Below are 2740 nucleotides of genomic sequence, written 5' to 3'. Positions count from 1 at the left end.
ATCAAGAAGTGGCTTCTCGGCTTTCAGCTCGTGGTAGGAACTATGGGATCGCCCTGTAGCATAAACGATTCTTGTACCATGTTCTTGGCGATGCTGACTTAGCAGAGGGTTCAGTTTAAGCAGAGCCTGATCATCCCCTACTAAAGTATTGTCAAGGTCAGTTACAAACAGAAATTTAGTCACGAGATGCTAAGAGGTGCGGGTATTGCCTTATTGTCCTACATAGTTGGGTTAAAAATCATAGTTGGGTTAAAAATGCGCTTTGGTTAATCGCGTTTTGGCTACAATTGAAATAGCTATATCCCCTGGTACTAAGCGCAATCCCTATGACGAACGAGAGTTAGAAAGTTATGGCTCATCTCAAGCAACGCCGCCCTCAAAATATCACTGGTGACTTTTACGTGGATAGCACCTGTATTGATTGTGATGCTTGCCGTTGGATGACTCCGGAAGTGTTTAATCGTGCTGATCAGCAGTCTGCAGTTTATCATCAACCTGCTAATGAGACAGAACGATTGAGAGCTCTTCAAGCCCTATTATCTTGTCCCACCTCTTCTATTGGTACTGTTGAGAAACCTATAGAGATTAAAGACGTTCAGCAGAGTTTCCCGATACCAGTGGCAGAGAATGTCTACCATTGCGGCTACCATTCAGAAAACTCTTATGGTGCTGCTAGCTACCTGATCAAACGCCCCCAAGGCAATATACTAATCGATTCTCCCCGCTTCACACCACCACTGGTCAAACGTCTAGAGGCAATGGGTGGGATTCGCTACATGTACATGACCCATCGGGATGATGTGGCAGATCATCACAAATACAGACAGCATTTCCAGTGCGAACGCATTTTGCATAGAGATGACATTACCACTGATACCCGTGATGTGGAAATTCAGCTGACTGGTTCTGAGCCTTATCCCTTAGACAAAGACCTGTTGATTATCCCAGTTCCTGGTCACACCAAAGGTCACACTGTTCTACTGTACAACAACAAATTTCTCTTCACCGGTGACCATCTTGCTTGGTCTGATCAACTTCAGCAACTGATTGCCTTTCGTCGCCACTGCTGGTACTCCTGGGAGGAATTAATCAAGTCAATGGAGACGTTAACCAACTACTCCTTCGAGTGGGTATTACCAGGACATGGACGCCGGTATCATACTGATCTTCAGACTATGGAAGATCAGCTGAAGCAGTGTCTTGTCTGGATGAAGCATCAAGGATGAAGCATCAAGGATGAAATTAAGTAACCACCTAAAATCTTCCCCCTCATCCCTTTGATGCCCTTACTTTAGGAAAACATACCCAAGTCTTGGGTTGATCCCTGATTACCATCACATTTCAGGTAAGTTTAGGACAGCTATTACTTGGCAAGTTCCGGTATTTATTGGCAAAAGCCGTAAGTGTATCCATCTTTTCGGTGTATTGCCGATATATCTTGAGGTTTACAGCTTTTGTACCCTTTCATTCCTAACGAGGTAAATCCAAAACTTCCTTTACTTCTGGGAGTAACTTTGCCTATCCCTAGTTTTTGATGTTTGGCTATGTCTCCGGTTACCCAGCCTTTAATCGGCTTCAATGGGTTATGTCTAATGGGGTAGCCGTACTTGTTGAGTGCCGCTTTTTGCCTTCCTCCTTGCCCAAAGCAGGTTACTAGAAGAGGTTGAGAGGTTATCAAAGTTAAAGTCTCAATATCCCCAACACAAGCGGCATCAATCCAGTGCTGTTTAGGGAGTCTTAGCTTCATTCGGTTGTACTTAGTTTGTGCTCCCGTCCCAGTTACTACTGGTCTTACACTTTGGAGCATTTTTACTAGCTTTGTACGGGTTGCATTAACCGCCGCCGCATCCTTTAATGGCTGTTTAGCTTTAGTCTTAATCTTCTGAAGTAGACTTGGCTTGTTTTTTAGAAAATCCTCTATAGGCTTATTTCCTTTTCGTTGGTTGCACTTTTCGCAAGCCAAACAAAGATTTCTTACGCAATCACTTCCTCCTTTCGATTTTGGATGGATATGTTCAATCTGCAAGGGCACATTTTGCTTTCCACAATAGGTACATTCCCTTTCCCATTTTTCAAGCAAATACTCTCTGACTTCATAGCCAGCTAGTTCCCCCTGCTGATACTCAACGCCACTAATTTCAGGATTCTGCATTTTTTGGGTATCAAACTTAACTCTTTCAACCCAAATCTCATTGACCGGGCAGAATTTGATCAATCGTTTTACCCAAGTCTGGGTAGTCAGAATTCTGTGCTCTAGGCTAGGGGGCAGCCATCCCTGTGGGCGTCTACGGTTAAGAAATCGAGGTTTTCTGTAGCGGGTGTGGCGATTTCGCCTTCCGCTTCTTACAGCTCTTCTAGACTCTAGTTTTTTCTTGATTAATCCTCCTCTGTGTTGTAATTCCATGGCCCAAATAACTTGACCATTTTGGACTAAGGCAAATCCAGTTACCTTGCTACCAGGATCGATCTTGATTTGACAGGGTGAGATAGTTGGATCATCGATCGCCGTTTTTAGGATGATTGTGAATGGATACATCCTAAAGACCGCCGCTTTACCTTTTTTCAATAATCGGCGTGCTTTCTTTGGCGAAATGGGATTTAGTGGTCGTTTTTTCGTGTCAATGATAAATACGTAATTTTGCATTTTTAGTGCGTCTCAAGTCGGTTATGTGTTCCTCGGCAATGTTGAAATGGCTTGTTAGGCTAACCACACATTTTGCCTTCACTTTAATGATTAGCA

Annotated in this window: 3 protein-coding genes; 1 reads left to right on the top strand and 2 read right to left on the bottom strand. The window is 43.6% G+C overall.

The window, feature by feature from the left end; genetic code table 11:
- On the bottom strand, positions 1 to 183 hold a 183-nt coding region (locus F6K49_RS39950), incomplete at its 3' end, for an HAD family hydrolase (RefSeq protein ID WP_293106266.1).
- A gap of 167 nt (positions 184 to 350) precedes the next feature.
- On the opposite strand from F6K49_RS39950, the gene F6K49_RS39945 reads away from it, so the two are divergent.
- Complete coding sequence (locus tag F6K49_RS39945; RefSeq protein WP_293106263.1) at positions 351 to 1226, top strand: MBL fold metallo-hydrolase; 876 nt, start codon at positions 351 to 353, stop codon at positions 1224 to 1226.
- 158 nt (positions 1227 to 1384) lie between these two features.
- Here F6K49_RS39945 and iscB read toward each other — a convergent pair whose 3' ends face one another.
- Entirely contained in the window at positions 1385 to 2644 is a 1260-nt protein-coding gene (gene iscB / locus F6K49_RS39940) for an RNA-guided endonuclease IscB (protein ID WP_293106260.1), read from the bottom strand.
- Positions 2645 to 2740 lie beyond the last annotated feature (96 nt).

Source organism: Moorena sp. SIO3I6, assembly GCF_010672095.1.
Note: the sequence above shows the minus strand (reverse complement) of the source record. Positions and strands in the feature narration are given on the sequence as shown.